23 protein-coding genes are annotated in these 23,914 nt (G+C 35.8%); 5 read left to right on the top strand and 18 right to left on the bottom strand.

The window, feature by feature from the left end; translation table 11 throughout:
* Nucleotides 1–40 precede the first annotated feature (40 nt).
* Complete coding sequence (locus tag BM137_RS02185; RefSeq protein ID WP_092479503.1) at nucleotides 41–370, bottom strand: thioredoxin family protein; 330 nt, start codon at nucleotides 368–370, stop codon at nucleotides 41–43.
* Between the two features lie 261 nt (nucleotides 371–631).
* Here BM137_RS02185 and BM137_RS02180 point away from each other — a divergent pair, with 261 nt between their 5' ends.
* Entirely contained in the window at nucleotides 632–985 is a 354-nt protein-coding gene (locus BM137_RS02180) for a hypothetical protein (RefSeq protein ID WP_092479502.1), read from the top strand.
* A 97-nt stretch (nucleotides 986–1,082) separates the two neighbouring features.
* Nucleotides 1,083–2,063, top strand: a complete 981-nt coding sequence (locus tag BM137_RS02175) for a 3-oxoacyl-[acyl-carrier-protein] synthase III C-terminal domain-containing protein (RefSeq protein ID WP_092479501.1) — start codon at nucleotides 1,083–1,085, stop codon at nucleotides 2,061–2,063.
* Between the two features lie 1,632 nt (nucleotides 2,064–3,695).
* On the opposite strand, the gene BM137_RS02170 is transcribed toward BM137_RS02175, so the two are convergent.
* Both BM137_RS02170 and BM137_RS02165 read right to left on the bottom strand, forming a co-directional pair.
* Nucleotides 3,696–4,721 (bottom strand): YeiH family protein, encoded by a 1,026-nt coding sequence (locus BM137_RS02170; protein ID WP_092479500.1) that lies wholly within the window; start codon nucleotides 4,719–4,721, stop codon nucleotides 3,696–3,698.
* A 75-nt stretch (nucleotides 4,722–4,796) separates the two neighbouring features.
* Entirely contained in the window at nucleotides 4,797–5,294 is a 498-nt protein-coding gene (locus tag BM137_RS02165) for a GNAT family N-acetyltransferase (RefSeq protein WP_143084227.1), read from the bottom strand.
* Nucleotides 5,295–5,439: 145 nt separating this feature from the next.
* Here BM137_RS02165 and BM137_RS02160 point away from each other — a divergent pair, with 145 nt between their 5' ends.
* Nucleotides 5,440–5,844 carry a hypothetical protein gene (locus BM137_RS02160; RefSeq protein WP_092479498.1) on the top strand — a complete coding sequence of 135 codons (405 nt, stop codon included), beginning with the start codon at nucleotides 5,440–5,442 and terminating at the stop codon, nucleotides 5,842–5,844.
* 87 nt (nucleotides 5,845–5,931) lie between these two features.
* Here BM137_RS02160 and BM137_RS02155 read toward each other — a convergent pair whose 3' ends face one another.
* The 9 genes from BM137_RS02155 to BM137_RS02115 all read right to left on the bottom strand — a co-directional run bounded on the left by BM137_RS02155 (nucleotide 5,932) and on the right by BM137_RS02115 (nucleotide 15,030).
* Entirely contained in the window at nucleotides 5,932–6,417 is a 486-nt protein-coding gene (locus BM137_RS02155) for an SRPBCC domain-containing protein (RefSeq protein WP_092479497.1), read from the bottom strand.
* 244 nt (nucleotides 6,418–6,661) lie between these two features.
* Nucleotides 6,662–6,883, bottom strand: coding sequence for a hypothetical protein (locus BM137_RS02150; RefSeq protein WP_092479496.1), 222 nt, complete (start codon nucleotides 6,881–6,883; stop codon nucleotides 6,662–6,664).
* Nucleotides 6,884–6,963: 80 nt separating this feature from the next.
* Nucleotides 6,964–7,269: a PTS sugar transporter subunit IIA gene (locus tag BM137_RS02145; protein ID WP_425248171.1), complete on the bottom strand. Its 306-nt coding sequence runs from the start codon at nucleotides 7,267–7,269 to the stop codon at nucleotides 6,964–6,966.
* Between the two features lie 82 nt (nucleotides 7,270–7,351).
* Nucleotides 7,352–7,666 (bottom strand): PTS sugar transporter subunit IIB, encoded by a 315-nt coding sequence (locus BM137_RS02140; protein ID WP_092479494.1) that lies wholly within the window; start codon nucleotides 7,664–7,666, stop codon nucleotides 7,352–7,354.
* 166 nt (nucleotides 7,667–7,832) lie between these two features.
* On the bottom strand, nucleotides 7,833–10,505 hold the full coding sequence (locus BM137_RS02135; protein WP_092479493.1) for a sigma-54-dependent transcriptional regulator: 2,673 nt from the start codon (nucleotides 10,503–10,505) through the stop codon (nucleotides 7,833–7,835).
* A 30-nt stretch (nucleotides 10,506–10,535) separates the two neighbouring features.
* On the bottom strand, nucleotides 10,536–11,843 hold the full coding sequence (locus BM137_RS02130; protein WP_092479492.1) for a DEAD/DEAH box helicase: 1,308 nt from the start codon (nucleotides 11,841–11,843) through the stop codon (nucleotides 10,536–10,538).
* A gap of 83 nt (nucleotides 11,844–11,926) precedes the next feature.
* The gene (locus tag BM137_RS02125) at nucleotides 11,927–12,931 is read right to left on the bottom strand and encodes a Gfo/Idh/MocA family protein (protein WP_092479491.1); all 1,005 of its coding nucleotides are present in this window, start codon (nucleotides 12,929–12,931) and stop codon (nucleotides 11,927–11,929) included.
* A gap of 222 nt (nucleotides 12,932–13,153) precedes the next feature.
* Nucleotides 13,154–14,065 carry an aldo/keto reductase gene (locus BM137_RS02120; RefSeq protein ID WP_092479490.1) on the bottom strand — a complete coding sequence of 304 codons (912 nt, stop codon included), beginning with the start codon at nucleotides 14,063–14,065 and terminating at the stop codon, nucleotides 13,154–13,156.
* A gap of 131 nt (nucleotides 14,066–14,196) precedes the next feature.
* Nucleotides 14,197–15,030 (bottom strand): metallophosphoesterase, encoded by an 834-nt coding sequence (locus BM137_RS02115; protein ID WP_244887619.1) that lies wholly within the window; start codon nucleotides 15,028–15,030, stop codon nucleotides 14,197–14,199.
* Between the two features lie 180 nt (nucleotides 15,031–15,210).
* On the opposite strand from BM137_RS02115, the gene BM137_RS02110 reads away from it, so the two are divergent.
* Entirely contained in the window at nucleotides 15,211–15,414 is a 204-nt protein-coding gene (locus BM137_RS02110) for a hypothetical protein (RefSeq protein ID WP_092479488.1), read from the top strand.
* Between the two features lie 124 nt (nucleotides 15,415–15,538).
* Here the strand turns inward: BM137_RS02110 and BM137_RS02105 are convergent, their stop codons facing one another.
* A complete protein-coding gene (locus BM137_RS02105) occupies nucleotides 15,539–16,249 on the bottom strand; it encodes a hypothetical protein (RefSeq protein ID WP_092479487.1) in 711 nt (236 codons plus the stop codon).
* 364 nt (nucleotides 16,250–16,613) lie between these two features.
* On the opposite strand from BM137_RS02105, the gene BM137_RS02100 reads away from it, so the two are divergent.
* Nucleotides 16,614–17,957 carry an MATE family efflux transporter gene (locus BM137_RS02100; RefSeq protein ID WP_092479486.1) on the top strand — a complete coding sequence of 448 codons (1,344 nt, stop codon included), beginning with the start codon at nucleotides 16,614–16,616 and terminating at the stop codon, nucleotides 17,955–17,957.
* 273 nt (nucleotides 17,958–18,230) lie between these two features.
* Here the strand turns inward: BM137_RS02100 and BM137_RS02095 are convergent, their stop codons facing one another.
* The 5 genes from BM137_RS02095 to BM137_RS02075 form a co-directional block, all read right to left on the bottom strand.
* Entirely contained in the window at nucleotides 18,231–20,081 is a 1,851-nt protein-coding gene (locus BM137_RS02095; protein WP_143084226.1) for a hypothetical protein, read from the bottom strand.
* A gap of 115 nt (nucleotides 20,082–20,196) precedes the next feature.
* Nucleotides 20,197–20,814, bottom strand: a complete 618-nt coding sequence (locus BM137_RS02090; RefSeq protein ID WP_092479484.1) for a hypothetical protein — start codon at nucleotides 20,812–20,814, stop codon at nucleotides 20,197–20,199.
* A gap of 561 nt (nucleotides 20,815–21,375) precedes the next feature.
* Nucleotides 21,376–21,876, bottom strand: coding sequence for a signal peptidase I (locus BM137_RS02085; RefSeq protein WP_092479483.1), 501 nt, complete (start codon nucleotides 21,874–21,876; stop codon nucleotides 21,376–21,378).
* 81 nt (nucleotides 21,877–21,957) lie between these two features.
* Nucleotides 21,958–23,079, bottom strand: coding sequence for a carbohydrate kinase (locus BM137_RS02080; protein ID WP_092479482.1), 1,122 nt, complete (start codon nucleotides 23,077–23,079; stop codon nucleotides 21,958–21,960).
* A 165-nt stretch (nucleotides 23,080–23,244) separates the two neighbouring features.
* The gene (locus tag BM137_RS02075) at nucleotides 23,245–23,913 is read right to left on the bottom strand and encodes a P-II family nitrogen regulator (RefSeq protein ID WP_092479481.1); all 669 of its coding nucleotides are present in this window, start codon (nucleotides 23,911–23,913) and stop codon (nucleotides 23,245–23,247) included.
* Nucleotide 23,914: the final 1 nt, after the last annotated feature.

Below are 23,914 nucleotides of genomic sequence, written 5' to 3'. Positions count from 1 at the left end.
CTTGTAAAACAATATGAATGGCTTACGAACTCATTAACAATCAGTAATTTTCGACCACTCGGCTGAACTGACGATTTAAATTTTCCATGTTGACAAATCGGGCTTCTCGAATCAGTTCTTTGCCATCTGCAAACAATAATAATGCCGGGACACTAAAAACAGTAAAATCTCCAGCCACCTCTGGGATATGATCCGCATCTGCTTGGATAGACTGAATGCGTGGATAATCTTTGAGAATATCTTGTACTTGAGGACGAACTGCATGGCAAACGCTGCAATCTTCTCTTGAAATATACACAAAAGCCAATTGATTCTCTTCAATAAATCGTCTTACTTCTTCAATGGATGTTGCTTGCTTAAAAGCAGTCATTCTATCCCTCTTTTCTATTTTCATCTACTTATTTTATATAGTATAACATGGTTTCAGTCTTGTGATAAAAATTTCCAACATGCTGGTCTATGCTTTAGTTATGCATATGAATACAGAATCTAAGCTTATTTTCGCCTTTTTTACTTTCCTTGATTTAAAAATATCCACTTTATTCATTTTTTTCATTGTGAACCTTCTCTTAAATGGTATAATAAAATTCTGTACAATTATATTTTTTTTTAAGAAGGGAAAGTTATACATATGTCCATTTCATCAAAAGGTAGTTATACTATCACTGTAGACGCAAAAGAGAAAAAGGTCTTTCTTTTTGTATCTGGAAAAGCAGAACCTGAGGCAATTCAAGGATTCTTTAATGACTACAGTCAAACTGTCAGTGATATTAAACCGTCCGAATACGAATTAGTGGTAAATTGCAAAGAAATGCAAGTAGAGACATCTGATATGCTGGAGCAACTAGCAGCTAGTTTTAATTTATACAAAGAAACAGGTTTTAAAGAAATTACATTTGAAGTTAATAGTGCTATTTTAAAAATGCAAATTAATCGCATAGTGCGTCAAGTTAATTTAACCAACGCGAACGTTGTTGAAGTGTAAATAATCGTTTTTTGAAGTAAGGGAGCATTTTTCCCTTACTTTTTTTATGAAAAAGAATTCTATCATTTGAATCGATATATAGAAAGGACTGTCTTTTGTGACACATATCAAACTAACAGAAATTGCATTATACCATCCTGCTCATACCGTGGAAAACGATTATTTTATTGACCACTTTGCTGAAAAAGGAAAAGATATTCAAAATCTATTATTACACCTTGGAAGACAGAACCGTTATCGCATAAAGGATTCTGGAGAAACTGGCGTCACAATGGCTGTTGAATCTAGTAAAGAAGTCTTGCGAAAAGCTGGTTTAACTGGTGAAGATATCGATTTACTGATTTACTCTACTCAAGTTCCTGAACATAGTCTTCCGATGAATGCTTTGTTTGTGCATCAAGCCATCAAAGGAAAAAACCGGATGCTGGCTTATGACTTGAATGCGAACTGTGCCGGAATGACGATGGCTGTGGAACAGGCTTCCAGAACTATGCTCTCCAATCCTCGTATAAAGAGAGCTCTAGTCGTTGGTGCAGACCATTTTTCTCCTATTTTAGATCCAGAAGATGAAGTTGCTTATCCTTTCTTTGGTGATCTGTCTGTTGCGGTCATTTTAGAAAAAACAGATGAAGCAACCGGCTTTATAGATGCCATTCACTATATAGACAGCACTGATCCAACTAATATGATGTTCCCGGCAGAAGGTCTAACTCAATTGGTTGCTGGAAACTCTCATGCTTACATGAAGACTCGTCCGTTTGATGATTCTGAAATGTATCCTCATGTCTATGACTCTATTCGAGAACTTTTGGATCAATACGATTTATCTCCAAGTGATGTGAAATGCTGCTTTTCGCAAAGTAATAAAGCTAATCTGGATATGATTCAAGAAGAAATAGGTTTTTCAAATGACCAAATGATTTTTGTAGGCGATCAGTTCGGCTATCCTGGCACCAGCAGTCCATTTTTGGCTCTACATGAAGGGATTCAAACGGAAAAAATCAAACGCGGTGATCACGTTCTCTTCTGGACGATCGGAACAGGTTATGAATTTATTACCATGTTATACAAATATTGATTTGTTTCTAACAAGCTATTGTCATTAGACCTAGCTTGTTTTTTTGTGAAGGTAAAATGGACTGACATCATAATTCTCTCAAAATCACTAGACAACTTTTTAGAATCATGAGAAAATAATTTTATCCATGTGGTCCTATAGCTCAGTTGGATAGAGCAAACGTTTCCTGTACGCAACGTTTTACTACAAAGTAAACTTGAAAAAGTTTATAAAAAGTAAGAGCCGCTTGGCTTAACTGTTATTACGATATTGTGCAAAATGAAAAAAGCACACTCAAGTCAACCGCTTGAGAAATACCTTGATCTCCGATTGGCAAGACTTAAAAATAGTTGGGTATTGTCAAAAGTTCGGTAAAGTCGGCGAAAAGCATCTGCCCAGTAGTCGGAGGGCTATAAATTAAATAAGGTGAGAATGTGTTTTGACACTGACGAACTTTCGAACGTACGGATGTTTCTTCACTCGATGAATTAAAGCACGGTGGACTGTCTAGGAAAACACAAACTGTTATTAAGGATTTGACCTTAATAGTTTTTGATTGAATGGTTGTGGATCAAAAACGCTGAAACATTTATAGAAAGCACCTAAGTTTAATGGCAAAGCTAGTAATAACGGAACGTTGGAAGCAACTAGGAACTGTCAACTCCTATTTGAGGGTTCTAAACAGCAGGATAATGGCTGTTGAATAGTTGCGGCAGCAGCTGTGTAGTACCGAGGAACCTGGGATAACAACCAGCGGAGGGAAGATGGCTAGTCAGTTGAGTATTTCGTTGAAGCATAATGCATTTATTTCCAGTATCATAGATTCATTTTTCCTTTGCGCAAATGAGATGTGTTTTACATTCATAAGAGTTCTTCTCTCTTCAACGAAATTCTGATTGATGGAACGCCTTGTGCGATGAAAGTCGCCTGCAAGGTGTGGACTGGGGGAAAACAAGTATTCTGAGCAAGTCATGTTGCAGAAGAACGTTACCTATCAGTATAAACGTTAGGTCGGGAGTTCGAACCTCTCTAGGACCGTAGAGCGTGAAACAAAGCGTTTAGTTTACCGAACATAAGAGCCATAAGAAAATTAGGTGCTTTTTACCTACTATTCTTATGGCTCTTATGGCAGTGTAAACTGCTTTGTGCAGCGCGTTTTAAAACCAGAGAGTGGATCGAGGCGTTTAGCTTACCGGATATAAGAAGGATTCGAACAGTTAGGTGCTTTTCCTAACAGGTCGAATTCGGCTTATAGACGTGTAAGCTGCCTCGAGCAACTCGTTTAAAACCAGAGAGTGGAACAGGGCGTCCAGAGTTCCTTCACATTTTAAAAGCACCGCATAAAACTGCCGGTGCTTTTCTCTGTAAAATGAACGATAGCCTTCTCTATTTAAGAGAAGGCTATCTAACTAATCAATATTCAATATTTTAAGGCTGACTAAACTATTACTCATTTTCAATATTTCAATTTATACAATGTATTCCCTAACCTCTAATACATCCTTGTAGCCCCATAGCTACTCCAGTGTGAATAAACTTGCCGCGTAAAACACAAAAATCGTATATCAATATCTTTCGTATTCAATTAGTATAGCACTTATTTTATATAAATGCAAATCCATCAATACTTCTACGATTTACGATTTATTTGTTCTAGACTTGGCCTAAGAATACTTGCACGACAAATGAGACTACTACGACTAGTGTAGAAACGATGAAACCATGCAGCATCGGTCTGAAACCGGATTTTGCGACATCAGCGAAATTAGTCTTTAACCCAATAGAACCTAGTGCCATCACCATTAAAAATTTACTGATTGTAGAAGTTTGGCTGCTCAATGAATCTGAGATGATTCCTGTACTTTTAACAGCTACCATGACTAGAAACAGCAGAATGAAAAATGGAAAAATTTTTTTGATGTTTACTTTTTGCCTTGTGACAGTTTCCCCTGCTGCAAGTTGTTCTTTTTGTTTAACACGCAAATTAATAATCGAGAACATCATGACCATAGGAACGATCGCCAAAGTTCTTGTCAACTTCACAATAACCGCATAAGCCCCTGCTGCGTCAGAAAATGCATAAGCAGCAGCTACTACAGAAGATGTATCATTCACGGCTGTACCTGTCCATAACCCATACCCTAAGTCGCTCATTCCGAAGTAGACCCCTGCTATAGGAAATAAAATGACCATCAATATATCGAAAATAAACGTTGCTGAAATCGCGTAAGCTACATCTTTGTCTTCGGCTTCAATCGTTGGCGCCACTGCTGCAATAGCCGAACCTCCGCAAATCCCTGTACCGGCTGAGATCAAGCTGGATAATTTCCAATTCATATTGAACAATTTTCCAATCAAATATCCCCCGCCAAATGCAGTGAGCAACGTAAACATCATCACGATCAAAGAATATTTGCCTACATTTAATACTTGGGTAAAACTAAGAGTCAATCCCAATAAAATAATCGAAAATTTCAATACGCGCTTCGAAACGAACTGGATACCATCTTTAAAAATAGGGTACTTAGCAATCAATGGGTTTAAGGCCATCCCGATCAATAACGCAAATACACTTCCGCTGATGATGCCGTTTGGCACCCATCCACTGATTTGATTAGCTGTGATCGCCAGTAAAATGGTCAATAAAATACCAGCTAAATAACTTTTAAACTTACTCAAAATTAATCCTCCTTTATTCTTGTTGTTTGATGCTCTTCTTAAAAGGAGAATCTGTATTCATTTTACTCCATTTTATTACATCACTGAATCGATTGTTTTTTGAAAAGCTGCTCGTGGAGTGCCATCATTCACATAAATGATACCACATTTTTGATAGCCATTTTTCATCAATAATTTTTGCATCGGCACATTCGCTTCATGAGTATCTACTCGAATGTTTGGTATTTGCTGGAAACACCAATCTAAACACACAGTGCCTACCCCTTTTTTCGCACTTGAAACTCCTAAACGATGAATCACTCCGTATGTCTTTTCATTCAGCCATTGTCCATCATATATTTTTTTATAGGTTTCATCTTCCCCGATAGAAAAAGTAAATACACCAACGATTTCTCCTTGATCTATACAAACATAACTGATACCTTCTGCTATATCTTTTTTCAATAACTCGTCACTAGGATAGCCATTTACCCATTGGTGTGAATTGCCGTTATCTCTCATGTATTGTCTGGCTTCATCGTAAATCGCTTGGATCAGCTCCAACTCATTAAGGACTGTCTTTCTAATTTGCACTATGTATCACCTCTTTGATTTGATCATTCAGTCTTTAAAAACCATTCTACCATATTCTATTTTAAGTGGTGATAAGTTTTTCGCTTTACTATCCGAACATTTGTTCGTATAATCAATAATGAAGCTAGTATATGGAGGCGAGTTTATGGAGAAAGTTCAATCGGAGGAAAAAAACAAAAGAATCAGTCCTTTTAAAGAAGGGTATCAAGATCGAAAAATGGCTAAATGGCAAGGATTCATTTTATCCGATCATTCAGACTTGATTCATCAAGAAAAAGAACAGCAAATAAAACCTATAGCGAAAGAAAAACAGTCTTTATCTGTCATCAGTGATTATTTACATCGTTCTTTTGCATATGGTCATCAGTTAACTGTTCAATTAGATTTCATTGTAGACGGTTTTTATGAACCAGATATTATAGGAGTCGTGACAGGGTTCGACAATCAACTGATTTACATTCAATCCAACGAAGAATCTGTCGTCATTGATTTATCTTTGATCCGGCACGTTAAGATTCTTCCATCTTCTAGATGGTTCACTCCAGATTAACCAACCTAAAAAAAGACAGGAGCCCTATTTTATTTAGAACTGCTGTCTTTTAGGTTCTTTTTTATTGTTGAAAGCCTAAAATGTGTGTCACTTTTCTTCGGTTAGTTCAGTGAACTTTTCCTCATACACAGGATACCATTCATTGTAACTCAACTGTCGGTCAGGCAATTCCTCATTGGATAGAATGGCTTCGATGACATCCAAGCAAATGTGCCAACCAGTAATATCTTTTGGTGTGTGGTCTGTTACTTCACTGATAGTTTCTTTAAAAATCAAATGTGTACCTATTTTCGATGGAGTCACATCAAAACGCACCAAATCATTTCCCCAAGTATATTCTAAAACATTCGACACACTTAATGAAGTAATAGTCATTTCTTCAAATGTTCCATCTTTCATATCAAATAGAATCTTTCCACCTTCTTCTAGTGTTTGGATTTCTAAATCGGCGAACCATTTTTGCAGATATTGGTTTTCTGCCAACATACGCCACACCAAATCTATTTCGACTGGATATTCTCTTTCAAATTCTGCGATCACTTGGTCGTCCATTTTTCGAATACTTGCTGTCATACTAATCCCTTCTTTCCTTAATAGACTAAAAAGACTCTATAAATAGAGTCTTTTTTATGAATTGCTTTTATTGTTTTTCCTTTTTTTCGACACGATAATACAGAATGAAGCCCACCAGAATAAACACTGTAGCCAAAAGCACTATCCATCCATTGTTTTCGGACAGACTCGTTAAGCCCAGTATAAGGATAATAAATCCTAGGGACATGATGAACATTCCGTTTTTAAGCATTGCCTATCTCCCTCATTCCACAGTAGCTTGGAAATACAATACCGAACCGTAGTCAGTAGATTTGATGATTTTTTTAGCTAATTGTGCTGCTTCTTCTTCATTTTCAGCTGTTGTTTCAAAGTACAATTTCATACCAGCTTTTTTGATGAATTTGTAGCTAACTCCATTTTCACTGTAATTAGATAAAGTGTCAATAATTTTGTCTTGTTGAATCGGTGCATTTAATAAAATCATCTTTTTCCCCCCTCAAATAATTTCATGATAAGAAAAAGCTGCAAAAAGGAATAGACACTTTTTACAGCTTTTCATCGACTTTACTCTTGTTCAGTTGAGACGCCTGCAATAGCTTTGTATACGTCTACAACTTCAGCTGCTAGATCACGGAATGTAATAGCATTCATCAAATGATCTTGTCCATGTACCATTAATAATGATAAAGCTACTGGATCTCCTGAAGCTTCTTTTGTCAGCATTCCTGTTTGAGATCTATGTGCTTCTGTTAATGATGCATCAGCATCTTTTATTTTTTGGTCTGCTTCTTCAAAGTTTCCTTTTTTAGCAGCTTGGATAGCTTCCATGGCATCGCTCTTAGCGTTCCCTCCGTTAATGATGAGGCCCATGATTGTTTCTAAATTTTGTTCATCTACCACAATAAAACTCCCTTTCGGATCTTAAAAATAAGTAATTTTTTATTTTTTAGGTTTAGATTAAAGTTAATACATGATCTAGTACTTTTTCACCGTTCATCATACCGTAATCTTGCATGTTGATGATGTCTACAGGAATATTTTTGTCCGCAACTTTCTTTTCAAATTGTGACTTCATAAAGCGAACTTGTGGGCCTAATAATAAAACGTCTACATTTTTATTCGCTAAGTGAGCATCTGCTTCAGAAGCGGATACTGCAAAAATTTCAGCGTCTAATCCTTTAGCTGCTGCTGCTTTTTCCATTTTACTTACCAATAAACTTGTACTCATACCTGCTGCACATACTAACATGATTGTTTTTTCTGCCATTATTCATTCACTCCAAATAGTTTTTTTGCTTACACTTCTATATAAGCAAGTATCGTGCCAACTTTTTATTTCGAAAGCGTTATCAGAAAGGGCTTTCTTTTCGGAAAAGCAAATACACACTAAAGATAAGTTGTTACACTCTTATTTTTAGTGTGTATTTCAGTAGTTAAAAAGCATTTTCTATAATGATATAGCTGATATATGCAATCTCATCTTCAGGAAATTGAATGCTGTATTGTTGTTCCAATGAAAGCAGTTTTGTTTTCACTACATCCATCAACAAACGATTTTCCTTCAAAAAAGCTTCTTTCTTTGGAAATTTACGTGTAATCGTTCCTGATTTCAAGGCGTCCACTAAAAAAGCCATATGCAGCATCAACCCGACTTTGACTCCTGAATCGATTTGAAGTCGTCTATCAGTCAACACTTGATTTACTACAGTTTGAATTTTAGTTAAAAGTTCTGAAATAGAACCGACAACTCGTAGCGTTCCTGATAAAGAATTTGCCATTTCTTCTATTGAAACATGGACCTCTAGGCGTCTCTTCAACTCATTCAATTTGCTGTCTTCAAAAATATCATATGCAGAATAGTAAGGGATAGAAGCATAATCAAAAGCAACTGTTCCCACAATAGCTTTGATATCATAGTCTGCCATCAAATGATCGATTTGCTGTCTGAATTGCTCTCGCTGTAAAAACTGGAGTGAAATAATTTTGACAGCAGAGGTATCTATTTCGTTTTCCAATTTATCTTCAAGACTTTTTGCTACTCCTTCACCTGTGAAACAAGTGACCACAATAGCATGCGGTTTGTTTTTTTGGACGGAAACGATTTGCTGGAGACTGGTATTCATTGCACTCAAGCAGCTTTGATAAATATCCTCTAAAGGTCTGCCTAAACTGGCCATTCGAACAGCTTCAAGTACAATAGGAGTGCTGGTCATGGATAACGTCTTAATGGGAAGGCTCAATTCTTCTGCTAAAATCCTACCAAAAGAATTCAAAGACCCCATATCGGTCAACAAAAATATCCCTTTGGTGTATTCTTTACTTTTCTGCCTTAAGGTATTCCTCACAACCTCATACATTTCTTTCACTTTCATCGTCAAAGGCATGTCTAAAGCAATGCCTACTTTTGTATCCAATAATTCTTGTACGGTTTCCAGCATACTGGTAGCCGTTGATTTACCGTGCATGATAACCACGATACCTACTTTTTCCTGCGTCTTTTCCGCTTTTTCTGTGAGATCAATCGTTAAAAACATCGTAATAAAGCCAATCTCATCTAAAGGGATTTCAATCGCAAATTGTTCCTCAATCAAAGCAGACAATTCGATAGCCACTTGAAATTCTTTAGAATACTGTTTCCGTGCCCCGTTTAGATTAGGATGAATGATCTGACGGTTTTCACGAATACGATCTAAAGTACTCTGCAAATGCAATGAAAAAGCAAAGCGTGTACTGTTATTAAAAGAACGATTCAACCGTTTTTCTGCAACATCATACACTAAATCAGTAGCTTTTAAGATTTCTTTAGAGATTAATTCTTTTCGAACTTCCCTGCTCGCTAATTGCTCAATGTAATCACTAAAATAATGCCCCATTCCATTTTCAACAAATGTTTCTAAGTCAATTTGTTCCGCACCAGATTTGAGCAACTCATCGACTCGTTCCTCAATTGCGTTATAGACACTCATATCTTCTCCAGAACCTAAAAAATAATCCGGTTGGGGTTGATTGGGTTCAAATGAAAAGTGCTTTTGTTGCGGTTTAACGATTCTATTCAATCTTTCCGGAGCTTCTTTTTTCAACAGCAGCCCTTTTTGAACCGGCAAAGGCAAGTCTTCTTGCGTGATCGTTAAATGGTCTTCATTATTGGTCCGATAATGCAAAAAGGCTTTAGCACAGACCAATTTCAAATCCCGCTCAACTTGTCCAATGTTGGCTTCTGGATGGTACAACATAAAAGCCAAAACGACTTCTCTTTCTGCAACGATCTCTTGATTCAACCGATGAGCTTCTTGCTGCAAAAAGGAAGCTACTAATTGATACCGTTCATCAATCGTTCGTTCTCTTAAAGGAGGCATAGTAATCGACATCGGGATTCGTCTGTTGAAAGTGGATAGTAGAACATCAGAATTCTCTGTCGTAGCTCCAATGATCTGCACACTGGCTTCATACTCTTTGCCGCTTTCTCCTAACGGCTGGTAGACACCTTTGTCAATAAAAGTGAACAGCATTTCTTGCCCTTCAGGCGGCAAACGATGGATTTCATCCAGAAATAAAATCCCTCCATCAGCTTTTTTCAACAATCCTGGACTGTCTTCTGTAGCGCCTGTATAAGAGCCTTTTTTTACACCGAAGATATGCCCAAATAATAATTGCGGGTTTTGGGCATAATCTGCACAGTTGAAGGAAATAAACGGTGCATCTTGTGACATTGCTTTAGACTCCAACGCGAATTCATACATACTTCTTGCAAAAACGGATTTACCCGTACCCGTTTCCCCGAAAATAATGGTGTGCAGTCCTCTAGGTGGATATAAGATAGCTGCTTTAGCTTGCTGGACCATCACTTTTAACGACAAACTGTGTCCAACGATTTTTGAAAATGCTTTGCTTTCTCCTTCTTCTTTTTCTGTACGGGATGGTTTGAATTGAAACAATACTGGTCGGCCAGCATTTTTGTGAACTTTGTTTTCATTGTAAAGTTCGTTTAAGTAACGACTCACATTAGATCGATCAAGCTTTAGTTCTTCCGCAAGCACTTTTGCTGAGAAGGACTCATTTGGTTTTTGTTGTAAAAAAGTTAAAACCAAGTCTTTACGATTGTTCATCTTCAATACATTCTCCTTTGTTGCACAGGATTAATCTGTTTTTTTACGTCTTGCCCCTTTATTTTTCGCTTTTTTCGTCCGATTTTTTTTCTTTTTCTTTACTGGAACTGGTGGAGAATCTTTTACAACACGTGGTTTGTGCTCTTTTTTCGGCATGACTTTCACTTCTTTGGCTCCCTTTTCAGAAGTGTTCTTTACAGATGATTGCGGTGCTTCAACAGCAATTTTTTCCTCAACCAGTTCTCCACCATATAAATACAAGCGAGTTAACGAAAGCTCTAAAGGAGATATTAGTTGTTTGAAATTCCGCAGTTCTCGTTCATTCACTAACGTTAAGACGGTTCCTTTTCTTCTCATTCGACCGGTTCTTCCAGAACGATGCACATAACTCTCTTTAGAAATAGGAATATCATATTGAATAATATAATCCAACTCTTCAATATCCAATCCTCTAGAAGCTATATCTGTGGTCAATAAAAATTGGATCTTTCCATTACGGAAATCTTGCAAGACTTGTTTCCGTTCTGTTTTATTTCGCTCACTATGCAATACTCCTGCTGAAATACCTTCGTAACGCAAACGATCTAAAGCGGCTGTCAAACTAGCTACATCATTGAAAAAAACCAATGCTCTGAATTTTGACAAATGACTCAGTTGTTTTAACATCGCATCTCTTTTACGAATAGGTGTCTCAATAAATGCATGAGTGATCTCGCCTTTAGAATCATCTACTGCTGTCACATCTTTCCAAATCGGATCCACATTGAACCATGTTGATAAATCATCCATCAATGTGTTGCTTGTAGCAGAAAAGAAGCCCATTTGACGATCACTCGGCATTTTTTTGACCAGCTCGCGCACGGTATTCAATTGATCTTGTCCCAACAATTGATCCGCTTCATCTAAAACGACTGTTTGGACTTGATGCAGTTTTAATTTCTTTTTGTCGGCCAATTCTAAAATTCGTCCTGGTGTTCCAATGATGATCTCAGGTTTAGTTTTTAATTTATCAATCTGACGTTGTACATTTGCTCCCCCGATCAGTGTTAGGGTGCTTAATTGGCGAATATCAGCCCACTCTTTTACTACCTGTCCAACTTGAACAGCTAGTTCTTGAGAAGGTTCTAAAATCAATAATTGCATGCGCTTGTCTGGAACAAGAGTTTCCAGTAATGGAAGGGTAAACGCTAATGTCTTCCCGCTTCCTGTAGGAGAAATCCCGACCATATCTTTCTTTTCTTTTAACACTTCATACGCTGTTAACTGAATAGCTGTTGGTGCCTTGAAACCTGATTTCGTCCAATATTCTTGAAATTCAGGACTTAAAAATTCACTCATTTTTTAGTTGCTCCTCTTAAAACATAATTTAATGGACTGAGACAATTCGCTCAGCCCATTATTCATCTCTATTTTATCGTAGTTTATTTTTTATCTGCTAGATAAATGATTCCAGCATCAGCTCTTAGATCATATAACACTTGGTTAACATTTCGGCTTAATTCAAGCCATTCTTGATAATTTTTCAAGGCTTTTTCATCATTAGGATGATTAATGACATCAGCAAAATCTACCGCTTCTTCGATCATTGGTGATTTTTGAGTTGGTTTAGCGATATTGTCTTTCAAACCAGCTTTACGATCAATCACATCGATCGTTGAAATACCTGTTACACCATCTAGGGAGATTGTTTTATTCAATCCATAGATTTCGCTCGGTAAATATGAACTAGCAATTTTACCGGTTTGCATTGTTACATCAAAAGTTGGATAACGGAAGATGATCGTTCCTTTTCCATCTACTCCTGTAGAAATCTTTTGCGCAAAGTAATGTGCAGATTGCGGCACACCAAACCAATCGATTGCAGCATACACCACGTACACGCCTAAATCAGCTAATGCTCCGCCTGAAAACTTCAATGAAAAGATATTTGGCTCTTCTCCGTTTAATACATTGTCGTAGCGAGAAGAGTATTTCATATAAGTCAAATTAGCCCCTTGGATGTGTTCGATGTTTTTGATTTCTTCTTTCACACGCTTGAAGTTCTCTTCATGGATATGACGAGCTGCATCAAACATAAACACATTATTTTCTTTAGCTGTTTCTGCAGCGATTTTCCATTCCGTCGGGTTAGAAAACATAGGCTTTTCAACAATCACATGTTTTCCATTTTTCATGATTTCCACTGCTTGTTCAAAATGCAGGCTGTTTGGAGAAGCAATATAGACCACATCTATTTCAGGATGTTGAGCGAATGCTGTCAGATCCGTTTCAAATACATCTGCACCATAAGGTTCCCCAAATGCTTGAGCTTTCTCTATTGTGCGCGAATAAACCGCTTTTACTGCATATAATTTTGATTCCAATGCTGCATCCACAAACACATTTGTAATTGAATTTGTACCAATAATCCCAAGATTTAAAACCATCTTTATAACCTCCAGTAGGTATATTTTCTTCTTATCTATAGTTCTTTGCGAAATAGGGTCAATCATTCTATAACCAACTACTATCGCACTCACATGCTTATTTTACCAAATCTCATCCAATAGTAAAAGCTTCCATAAAAAGAAACCATTACCCACTGCACAAATGTACGTGCAACGGATAATGGTTTCTCCTTATTTGTAAGAGTTAGCCTATTTATTCTATTAATGTCTCATTCGACCTGAACCTCTTCCGCGTCCTTTTTGGATGTTTTGACGGCGGTGAGTACGGTCTCTCAAGCCCGAAGCGTCATTGCTTTGTCTTTCTCCACGAGGAATATCTAAACTGTTTAAAATTTCCATATCATTATCACTAATCGTAAAATCGAAAATATCGATGTTGTCACGGATATGATCTTTATTGCCAGACTGAGGAATTGGCACGACGTTTCGGTCGATTGACCAGCGTAAAACTAGCTGCTCAGCTGTTTTACCATACGTTTCAGCCATAGAACTTAATTTGCGGTCTTTTTGAACTTTACCTTTTTTCAACGGAGAATACGCCATTGACACGATATTTTCTTCATCACAATAATCATTCGTGTGTCGTGCGCTTGCTCCCGGGAACATTTGATATTGGTTGACTGCTGGTCTGACTTTCGCTTCTTCCAACAGCATCGCTAAGTCTCCGCGGTCAAAGTTGGAAACCCCGATGGAACGTACTCGTCCCGAAGCATAGATTTCTTCCATTGCTCGCCAAGTCTCTAACGTTACTTCATCGTCTTTAGCCGGTTTATGGATCAATAATAAATCAACGTATTGAGTATTCAATCGTTCTAAGCTTTCTTCAAAAGCATCAGTTGTTTTATCAAACCCCATATCTTCAGGTGCAATCTTCGTAACAACAAAGATTTCTTCCCGGCTGATACCTGCATTGATCGCTAAATTGATCCCCCGACCAACTTCTTCTTCATTATCGTATATAGCTGCAGTATCAATCAATCGATAACCATGATTCAGTGCATAAAACACAGCTTCCTCTGCTTCTGCACCCGACAAGCCTGCCGTACCTAACCCAATTCTTGGGATCGTATAACCGTTGTTCAAAGGAATTCTATCATATAAGCCTACTACCATATGCTTCGCCTCCTAATCAAGTTACCTTTAGTTTAGCTAAGACCATCGAAAACATCAAAGGAAACCACTTACATTAAAACTTCTTTTCTATACAAAAAGCACTTTCATCGAAATGAAAAGTGCTTTGCGTGTTACTGCAATTCAATGACAACAATTTCTGGTCGATTGTTGAAACGGAAGGGAAAGGTTGAGTTTCCGATCCCACGACTGACGACCATGCGTTTATCAGGAAGATCCGGATCAAAGTGCACACCTGAAGTGTATTTTGGGAAACGTCCTTGTCCAGGCGCAAACAGTCCACCAAAGAAAGGCAGTCGGATTTGCCCCCCATGAGCATGACCAGATAAAATCAGATCCGGAACTCGCGTCAGGTCCATCAAGTACTCTTCCAAAAACTCTGGATGATGGGCTAGTAAGATACGTTTTTCATCTTTTTGTTCATCCGCCAATTCAATCTCTTTTAAAATAGGTTTCGGAGCCGATTCAAAGTCTTCTTTTTCAGACAACCCCATAAGAACCAGTCCGCTGCCATTAATTGGATGCCAGACCGCTTCATCGATCAACACGGTGACTCCTGATTCGCTTAACATCTGCTCCCAATCTCTCAAATGGCCACCTTTTAAATCGTGGTTTCCTGTTACTGCATAAGTAGGTGCAATTTTTGCCAACCCCGTACTCAATTGGCTTAATTTGCTTGCCGGGAATTTTTCATCTACTTGAATCAAGTCTCCCGTTAACGCAATGAAAGACGGACTTTCATTAGCCACTTTTTTCAACAATCGCTGGATCGATACGCCTTCTTTTGGAAAGTGCACATCTGATACTTGAACGATTTTCGTGCCCTTCAACTCTTCATCTAAAAAAGGAATCCGAATCGAATAATGTGTTGTCTGAAGCCATGTATTGTTTAAGTACAAGTAAAGCAATATAAATACGATCAATAATCCTAGTATAATCCAAATCATAACTTTGCCTCCGGTAGAATTCATTACTTAGTTCTTTCAGTTTCTCCTAGTTTACCATATATTCTTAAGTTTAGAGATAAATTGCTCAGTCAATTTTACACTTTATAAAGCAAATTTAAAGCGTTTCCAAAACGATAATGGTATAGTTAGTTTAAACTATAAAAGAAATGAGGTTTTTATATGGCACAACAACCACCTGGTGATGGACAAAACCCTATCGTCAACCCATTTTTCGTAAAAGAAGGACTTGGTGAGATCGTTTCTCCTGCTGAAGAAGACGAAAAAACAGAAGCAGATAAAGAAAACGAGACAGCCCCAGAAGATTTCCAATCTTTTGGCGATCCAGAAAAACTGAAACAAGTGAAGAAAGAAAACGGCGACTAGTCGTTTAAAGGAGAAAGTTATTCAGTTAACTTTCTCCTTTTTGATGAGTTCCCTTATTTTTCTAGACAGCAAGTGCTATTAATCAAATGAATTCTTGAAGACTACTCACTTGATTAATAGGTGCTTAACCTTTAGATACACGAGCTTCTCCAATGGTATAGAACTGATCAGAATGATACACATACTCTTTTTCTCCTGCAGAAATACGGAATAGCACAGAACTTATTCCACTTTCTTTATTAAGAGCTAGAATTTGTTCAGATAAAGCTTGAGCTTTAGACAAGACCGTTTCTTTAGCTAATCCGTCGTCCATATTGATATTGATAGTCACTTCACCCGTAACTAAATTCAGGACATTATCCTCCAAGTTCCAATTTCCATCAACGGTTCTATCCGGCTGGACATCTTTGTAAACATCGAAGTCTACAGTTTCAATAGAACCGTCATTTACTGTAACTTTGTAAGCAATCTCTTCGTTGAATCGAACTTCTTTTTCTGACGATAGTGGTGCCATACTGACATATACCACGACATCTTGTTTGTTTTCTTTATTTAATTCTTTAGCGATTGCTAATGCATCTTTTTTAGAAACGGTGTCCCTGTAGATAGCTACTTGCAACGTCTCAGGTAGATTTTCGTTTGTCATTTCTACTATTTGATACCCTAATGATTCAGCTGATGAAATACTTTTAGCCTCCGCTTTTGTGAAGTGAAGTCCGCCTAACACTAAAAGTACCAGAGAAAAAATGAGTACAAAAAAAGCCGCACGAATTACGGCGGCTGATAAAGCTTTCTTATTGTTCAATTTAAATGGATGAGATATACTTGGGTTCATTGGGTTTCCTCCGTTCAAATGGATGCAATTATAACCATTGCTTATGTAAATACATACTTTAGAACATCTATACGAGAATTACCTATTTAGTTGTTATTATTCTTATCGGCACTAAAAAAAGAAAGTTAATAGTAAAAAAAAGTTTTTTCATTAAAAATGATAATTTGACGTTTTTTTCCTTAGATAGATTTAAATCCTATTATACTCTTTGATTGTAAAACAGGATATGCTATACTCCAGTTAAATTGAATTTTGCTGAGGTTCTTTTGTCGCCGGACAACGAACCTCTTAAAGCACTCGTTTCTTCTGTCATCAGGTCTTGGACAGTAGAAGTGGTGCTCTTTTATTTTGAAAGGAGGAAAATATGAAATCTACTGAGTTAATAAATCAACCTTTGCATAAATCATTCATCCATTACGTTAGTCTAAGTTTGTTCAGTATGTTGGGGTTATCATTGTATATCTTGGCTGATACTTTCTTTATCGCAAATGGTGTCGGACAAGATGGTTTGACTGCTTTGAATCTTGTCATCCCGGTTTACAACGTATTGAATGGTCTGGGGTTAATGCTGGGGATGGGAGGCGCTACTTTATATGCTATTTCGCAAGGAAAAAATGAGCGAGAAGAAAGCCGTCAAATTTTTACCTCAACTCTTATTATAGGAACAGGCTCAGGAATTATTTTTACTGTATTAGGATTGCTGTTTATCGATCCTTTACTCCAAATGCTAGGGGCTACTGGGAACATTCTTCCTTTGGCGAAAAATTATTTTGGCATCATTTTATTGTTCTCCGTGTTTTTTGTAGTGAATAATATTGTGGTGTGTTTTGTTCGAAATGACGGCAATCCTCAATTAGCCATGACCGGAATGTTAGTAGGCAGCTTAGCAAATATCGTATTAGACTATTTATTCATTTTCCCTTTGGAAATGGGCATGGAAGGAGCTGCTCTAGCTACAGCAACTTCTCCGATCATCAGTTTACTAATCTTGACTTTTCATAAACCGTTCCCTAAAAGACAATTAGCTTTTTCTACAGTTAATTGGAAGATAAATCCCTTTTTATCAACTTTATCTATCGGGTTCCCCTCTTTCATTACTGAATTTTCATCTGGATTAGTCATTTTTATGTTCAACATTGTTATCTTGGAATTATCCGGAAACGTCGGGGTTGCGGCGTATGGTATCATTGCCAATATCTCGTTGGTTTGTGTAGCTATTTTCACAGGCATTGGACAAGGTATTCAACCAATCGTGAGCGTAAACTTCGGTGCAAAAAAACACACTAATATTATTCACTTAATGACGTATGGTTTTTCTACTGCTCTAATCTTAGGAATACTGTTTTATGGAATTGGTCTAGTTTATTCTGATACCATTACTCAATGGTTTAACAGTGAAAACGATGCTGTCTTAGCGGCTATTACGAAAAAAGGCATTGCACTTTATTTTATGGCCTTCTTGTTTATGGGGCTGAACATCGTATCGATTGCGTTCTTTTCAGCAGTAGCTAAACCAAAACAATCATTTATTCTTTCATTATTGAGAGGTTTGATTTTAGTCATTCCATTATTGTTTATCTTGTCTTCTTTCTTTGGCTTAACTGGTGTATGGTTGACCCTCCCATTTACAGAAGGATTGACATTACTGCTGACGATTTACTTTATTCGACGATATTTTAAAAAAGCGAACCGCCTTTTATTGGAATAGACAGTAAAATAACAACTTTTTCCAAAACAAGGTAGCGCCCTCAGAAGTTTAGATTCTTCTTATATTTTGCTCATACGAGTGATTTGAAATTCCGGTGCTTATTTTGTTTCATCCATACAAACATCAAGGTAATGAAAAATGCGTAAACATCAAAAAGAGCCAGAATATCTGGCCCTCAATGGTTTGTTCTATAATCAAGGTATATCTGTTGGTTGTTTCTAGTATAGCAGCGAAATGTGTATCTTTCGTCAATCCCTCACAAATAATTTACTTTTATCTTGTGAATTTAATTTGTAAGATATCTCGCTCTGGTATATCTTCCACTACGATTTCAAAATCCAGTTGTTTTTCTTCTGCTAGTTGATAGATATATTGTTCAATATTATCAATTCCTACAATTTTATCGTATTTTACGTAAAGTGCTTGATTTTCTCCAGTCAGTTGATCAGAAAATTCTTGTATAGTTTTGTATTTCATAATCCAATTAATCTGGTCTTGTGTGAGTCCAATGTAATAACTTTTTTCATTAAATATCAGTTCCATGTACTTAAATTGTTCATCTGTAGGAAGTCTGAATTCATCCAATTCATTGATTTGTTCTTTAGGTTTATCTGTCTGTTTTTCGGGTGATTTTATTTGGTTTTCTGGCGCTCTATTTTCTTCTGATTCAGGAACAGCGACTACTTTAGAATCTGGTTTTACTTTTTCTATTTTTTTATTTTGTTCATCAAAAGAACTCTTATCAGTCTTATACTCATTTTTAGGAGCCACATATCTTTTACTTACTTTATTTTCATTTGATGAATAATTTTTAGAATTATCTATACTTAAGTTAGATGCACCATCAGACTTAACAGATCTCGTTTCACTTACTACTTTATAGGTTAAATATCTAGAAATTATAATATTGTTTTCTTTAGGATGAGAAAGCTTAGCTTCTAACTTATAAATGTTTCCACTGGTAATAGCTTCTATAAGTTTAATAAAACCATTTACATCTAAGCTAATTTTATTATCAAGCACCTCTAGAGGTTCGTCCCACCATAGAGGTCTTTTAATAACAGCACTGAGTAAATAAACTGAATCAAATTTCAAGTCATTTCTTTTAAATCCATCATCGCTTTTAGTCATGTATTGCAATGAAATTCTTTCATTAGCAGAACTTCCAATATTAATTGCAGATTCTTCAATAGAAAGCGCACTAGAGTTAAATAAGTCACTACTTAAAAATATGAGATTTGCACTGTATTCAAATTCTTTCTTAGATCCACCTATATGAATTGAACTCTTATTTGTATAAAATACTTTATTTAAATCAGTAGTAGTTGGTCTATCCAAATAAAAATATATCTTAGCTCTAGTATTGTTAGCATCAGTATCAATCCTACTAATACTAAAATGGGGAGAACTCGAAAAATTTATTACATTTTCCCATTTTTTTACACTATGCTTACTTTCTATATATATAATCCCAACGTTCATTCCTAAATGTTTTTTATCATTTTTTATAAAATAAAAGGTATTTGGTTTTTCTATAGCAATTTTATAATTGCCAACTGTATCTACATCATTATTGTTCCAAAAGGGATCCTCAGTTAGTTTTAAGCTATAAAAAACAGCTTCGTTATCATGAAATAAAGGCTTCTCTATAGTCCCATTGGTTTGGAATAATACAAACTCAATTTGTACTTCAGTATGTTCAATTTGACTTTGTATTGATGTGATATCTACTTCAACAGAAACTACTTTAGATTCATTTGGTTCTATCATCAATGAGTTATTACTAGACCCATCAGTTAACATTTTATATTCACTTTGGAAAGAAACTTTATTACTATTAATATTTTTAAATAGAATTCTATACGCTATTTTGCCAGTAAGAGTTCCTTCATTTTGAATAGTTTCTTCTAATTGAATTTTATTTTGTCCAGTTTCTAAGTTCACTACTCGATTGCTTTTTTCTTTAACTTTTAAATCTATCGAGCCTAACGTCAATTCGATTCCTGAATCTTCAGAAATATCATCAGAAAAATAAGCGTATACCTTAGCATTAGGTACTAACAAAATGCACAAAAGCACCAAAAGAATTGTGAGATATAGTTTAATTTTGATTCTTTTATCCAATTGAAAGTACCCTCCTTTAAGATTCAAACAACCCATAAGATTACCCTCCAGGTAAATAACTAAAGGGTAATCTTATTAGCGCATTTAATTATTTTATAAACTTTGAATATAATTATTATTCAGCAGCTGTAACGTTCGTTTGTTTAGTCTTAACTTCTACAGTTTTTCCAACAAAGTTATTAGAATCAACATGTTTAGCAGTTACTTCATTATATTCTTGTTCAGCATTAGTCAAATCTACAGTAACTGTCATTGTTGCTGTAAATTCTTCTTTTGGAGCTAAAATAATACTTTCACTTTCATCAAGACCAGTTTTTTCCCAGCTCACAACAAAAATGCCGTCAGTTTTATTATCCTTAGAGTCAAAAGTTAAGACTTGATCTAAAGAGCCAGTATTCTCAAAAGTAAATGTTTTTTTAAAGGCATCTCCAGGTCGAGCATTTTTTAAAACAACACCTTTTGCTATATTATCCTCTTTACCAAAATTATTTTTATCTTTAATAGTTTCACCTATTGATGTAGTTCCTGAAGCAGTTAATTGTTCATTTTCTACATCAGGAATATATATCCAGTCTCCTGATCTGGCAGTGATATCTACATTGCCCAAAGTAAGATTAATCCCAGCATCTTCACTAGTTGAATCCGAGAAGTAAGCACGGGTTCCATAAGCAGCTACACTAATTAACAATACTAAACCGACGATCAGCGGATAAAACTTTTTGATATTTTTCATTTCTAATTATTCCTCCATTTTGGTCTATATTTGTTCTCTTTCCATTTTTCAATATATCCATCTTGTTTTTTAAAGTCAAAAAATAACTGAATATTCATTTTATTTAATACTAATTCGAGCAATAAAATTATGTTTAGATATTTATTAAAATACATTACGTTTTATGAGTGATTTTAACTTCGAAATACTTATATATCAAAAGATATTCATCATTAAAAAATAATTGAATATTATTTTCACGATAATCTAAACTTTTGTCCTATTTTTTTATTCAAATTTAGGATTTTAATACAATTTTCGTTAATGACAAATACTTTGAATTCAAAGTGTTTTATCGTCTAGTTAAATAACCGGTATATTTTTATTCGTATAATTACATGATTTATTTTTTTGATTTTAATACTTTTATCATTTTTAAATTTTTTTTAGTTAATTTATGCAAATTTTTACCATAAAAAAGAAGCAATCGCTAGAATAAGTTTCTATTCAAGCATTTGCTTCTTTTTTGCATAATTATTGATTGTGAACAAAATATGACAATTTAAATAAAATTAACAGATATCAGACTTTTTGCTTGTCTTTTTTCGCTACATCAACATAAGTAAGAATGTAATAGATCCCCAACAATACTACTAACCCGCCTAAAACTAATGGTTGTTGCGTTGCAACTACGACATAACCAAAATAAGGTACAATCAACGCCAATTCTCCAATATAAGTATCTGCTGTTACTGCAGCTTGATCAGGGATGTTATTAGCATCTCCTTGAGTGATCAGCCCTTCTTCATTGACCTCTATAGCTCTATGTGTCACGATTTCCTCATCACTGACAAATGTAACAATGTCTTCAGCTTCCACATTTTCAAATGGAGTCATTTTGACAAAGATAAAATCTCCTGTCGAAAAAACAGGCTCCATACTTCCGCTTACGACTGTATACCCTTTATAACCAAATAAACCTTCATCTTTAGGTCCTGAAAAAAAACTGACTGCAGCGGTTACTGCGAAAAGGACAATCACAATAGTTAATAAACTGTTTCCAATGTATTTGATATACTTCATTGCTTTTTCCTCACATTCATTTTTTGTTGACTCAAAGATAACACACGTTTGCAATTTGAACCAGCACTAATGTGAGCAAAACTAAAACTTGATTTCCGTTATAGGAATCCTATTTTCTTCTATATCGTTTTGTAATTTATCATTAGTTAAACTAGGTCGAACGATTTCTAAACATTCTAGCGTTCTAAAGGCATTGACTACACCCGCCAAAACAATGTCTTCACAAAAATCAGGATGGAATTCGGCGTAAAGCATCCCCGCACACATTGCTTCATTTTGCCCCCAATCGTATTTCTGGTTATGAGGATAAGGATTTTCAAATATCCTCATATGATTCTTATTTCCGTATATGATTTTTTCACTATCTTTAGAGATGAGGACTTCTTTAAAACCTCTTTGTAAGAATAACGACACCATTTCTTTCAAATCTGCATTTGTTTGAACCGGACGCTTAAACAAAGCTTCTAATTCATTGTGTTTCGTGATCATAGTAGCTCCATCCAAACGATGAGGTAAGTTTTTCATTTGTTGTACAGAAACGGTCAATAACACTAATTTAATATTATATCGTTTTGTAAATGCTAATAAAAATTCAATAGTTTCTTTAGGACAGTTAGAGTCCACTACAATACATTTAGCTCGTTGAATAACATTCAGGTATTTATTGATCAATTTAGGAGTAAGACATTCATAAATGGACATATCAGCTAAACCCACCAACATTTCTTGCTCTTTATTGATGATTTCAATAAAGTTGCCCGTTGTTTTTTCTTCCAATACAGAAACGCTTGTTAAATCAATGAAATGTTTTGAATGGCTTTTGATTCTTCTCCAGTCATCATCATTACCGACCACCGAAATTAATTTCACATGTTCACTTAGTCGTCCTAAGTTTTCTGCCACGTTTCGTGCGCCTCCGCCTAAAGAAGAAGCAGCTTTTATATTATGCGAAGTATTTGCAATCAAGTCATCTTGTACAATGTACCGATTGTCAATATTCGCTGCACCAATACATACGATAGGACGTTCTTCATTTACGATGTATGCTTTTCCTAACAAATAACCTTTTCTAACTAAGTTTGAAATGATATTTGCAACTGCAGACCGGGATAACTCTACTGCATCTGCAAGATCTTGCTGTGATACGTAAGGATCTTGCCGAATCACATCTAAAACTTTTCGCTCATTTTTATTTAAAGCCATCTAACTTCCTCCCAATCCAACATCTTTCTCTTTAACCCAGTTTATCTTACTTAATTTTAAGGAAGCACTTACAAAAAGTCAAAACAAAAAAACAACAGTTCTGAATAGTTTCTTTGCAAACATTCCAGAACTGTTGTTTTTATACACTATTAAGTAAAAACTGAATTAAAATAATCCTTTAGTATTTTTCACATCAATAGTAAAAATAATACCATTACCAGGTTTTTCAATTTTCGTTGCATGACTAATAGAAGCCACGATTGGATCCACTTTATCTTTGTCTGATAAAATCAACACGATTTCTTTTTCAGGTTCGATATCCATTCCGAACAAACGACTGGTCTCATTTACTCCTGAACCACGTGCACTGATGATGGTTCCTCCTTGAGAACCGGCTTCTACAGCTGCGTCGATAACGTCTTCCGCTTTTCCGCGTTCCACAATAACAAAAATGGCTTGGTGCATTACACTGTCATCCTCTCCGATTTGAGCATTTTGATCATAAGTACTGTTTCGTCTTCCAAGAACATTCAACAGCGAGATTGAAAAAGCTATTCCATGATTTGGGCGATCGAGCTTTAATTTTTCTGAAAGAACTTTCAAAATAGCATCACTTTGATCATCATTAGTAATCATTAGAACAATTTCTTTTCGAATATTGTCTAAACCAAACATTTTTAACCGGGAGTTATTGATGGTACCCGAACCATAAAAAACCGTTCCGCCACTGCTGCCATTCTTCTTAGCAATACGGATGACTTCACTTCCCATACCGTCATTGACAATAAGGCAGAGCAGATCGGTATTTACTTTTACTGACTGATTTTCTGTCATA

Origin of the sequence: Desemzia incerta, assembly GCF_900115825.1 — a bacterium.
In the GTDB taxonomy this organism is placed as follows: Bacteria; Bacillota; Bacilli; order Lactobacillales; family Carnobacteriaceae; genus Desemzia; species Desemzia incerta.
This window is presented reverse-complemented; position numbering and strand designations above follow the sequence as displayed.

Coding starts and splice junctions, on each gene's coding strand:
- BM137_RS02185 (WP_092479503.1), bottom strand. CDS start 370: ATGACTGCTTTTAAGCAAGCAACATCCATTGAAGAAGTAAGACGATTT.
- BM137_RS02180 (WP_092479502.1), top strand. CDS start 632: ATGTCCATTTCATCAAAAGGTAGTTATACTATCACTGTAGACGCAAAA.
- BM137_RS02160 (WP_092479498.1), top strand. CDS start 5,440: ATGGAGAAAGTTCAATCGGAGGAAAAAAACAAAAGAATCAGTCCTTTT.
- BM137_RS02155 (WP_092479497.1), bottom strand. CDS start 6,417: ATGACAGCAAGTATTCGAAAAATGGACGACCAAGTGATCGCAGAATTT.
- BM137_RS02150 (WP_092479496.1), bottom strand. CDS start 6,883: ATGATTTTATTAAATGCACCGATTCAACAAGACAAAATTATTGACACT.
- BM137_RS02145 (WP_425248171.1), bottom strand. CDS start 7,269: ATGGGCCTCATCATTAACGGAGGGAACGCTAAGAGCGATGCCATGGAA.
- BM137_RS02140 (WP_092479494.1), bottom strand. CDS start 7,666: ATGGCAGAAAAAACAATCATGTTAGTATGTGCAGCAGGTATGAGTACA.
- BM137_RS02135 (WP_092479493.1), bottom strand. CDS start 10,505: ATGAACAATCGTAAAGACTTGGTTTTAACTTTTTTACAACAAAAACCA.
- BM137_RS02130 (WP_092479492.1), bottom strand. CDS start 11,843: ATGAGTGAATTTTTAAGTCCTGAATTTCAAGAATATTGGACGAAATCA.
- BM137_RS02125 (WP_092479491.1), bottom strand. CDS start 12,931: ATGGTTTTAAATCTTGGGATTATTGGTACAAATTCAATTACAAATGTG.
- BM137_RS02120 (WP_092479490.1), bottom strand. CDS start 14,065: ATGGTAGTAGGCTTATATGATAGAATTCCTTTGAACAACGGTTATACG.
- BM137_RS02115 (WP_244887619.1), bottom strand. CDS start 15,030: ATGATTTGGATTATACTAGGATTATTGATCGTATTTATATTGCTTTAC.
- BM137_RS02110 (WP_092479488.1), top strand. CDS start 15,211: ATGGCACAACAACCACCTGGTGATGGACAAAACCCTATCGTCAACCCA.
- BM137_RS02105 (WP_092479487.1), bottom strand. CDS start 16,249: ATGAACCCAAGTATATCTCATCCATTTAAATTGAACAATAAGAAAGCT.
- BM137_RS02100 (WP_092479486.1), top strand. CDS start 16,614: ATGAAATCTACTGAGTTAATAAATCAACCTTTGCATAAATCATTCATC.
- BM137_RS02090 (WP_092479484.1), bottom strand. CDS start 20,814: ATGAAAAATATCAAAAAGTTTTATCCGCTGATCGTCGGTTTAGTATTG.
- BM137_RS02085 (WP_092479483.1), bottom strand. CDS start 21,876: ATGAAGTATATCAAATACATTGGAAACAGTTTATTAACTATTGTGATT.
- BM137_RS02080 (WP_092479482.1), bottom strand. CDS start 23,079: ATGGCTTTAAATAAAAATGAGCGAAAAGTTTTAGATGTGATTCGGCAA.
- BM137_RS02075 (WP_092479481.1), bottom strand. CDS start 23,913: ATGACAGAAAATCAGTCAGTAAAAGTAAATACCGATCTGCTCTGCCTT.